Annotated in this window: 1 protein-coding gene; it reads right to left on the reverse strand. The window is 67.5% G+C overall.

Annotation, left to right across the window (positions count from 1 at the left end):
• On the reverse strand, positions 1 to 493 hold a 493-nt coding region (locus tag ACWTU8_RS32330; RefSeq protein WP_455851312.1), incomplete at both ends, for a substrate-binding domain-containing protein.

Below are 493 nucleotides of genomic sequence, written 5' to 3' on the forward strand. Positions count from 1 at the left end.
CTCCTTCGGCTCGGTCTTGCTCTTGGCGTAGGCGACCGCGATCTGCACGGCGGTGCGCGATTGCTGGCCGGGGAACTGTTCGACCGTGCCGGCGAGCTTGCCGTCGCGCACGGCAACCAGCGCTTCCGGCAGCGCGTCGAAGCCATAGATCTTGACGTCGGTGAAGTTGCGCGCCGCACACGCCTCGAGCGCGCCGAGCGCCATGTCGTCATTGGCGCAGATGATGGCGTCCGGCTTGCCGTTGGCGGCGAGGCCGGCTTCGGTGACCGACAGCGCCTCGGCGCGAGCGAAGTTGGCGGTCTGCTCGAAGATGATCTGGTACTTGTCCTTCAGGGGATCGAGCACATTGTGCACGCCCTTGTTGCGGTCGATCGCCGGGCCGGCGCCCGGCTGACCCTGCAGATGGAACAGCTTGGCGCCGTTCGGGAACGCCTCCACCATGGCGCTGGCCTCGGCCTCGACGCCCTTGACATTGTCAGCGCCGACATGGGCG

It is taken from the genome of Mesorhizobium sp. BHbdii, from assembly GCF_053848045.1.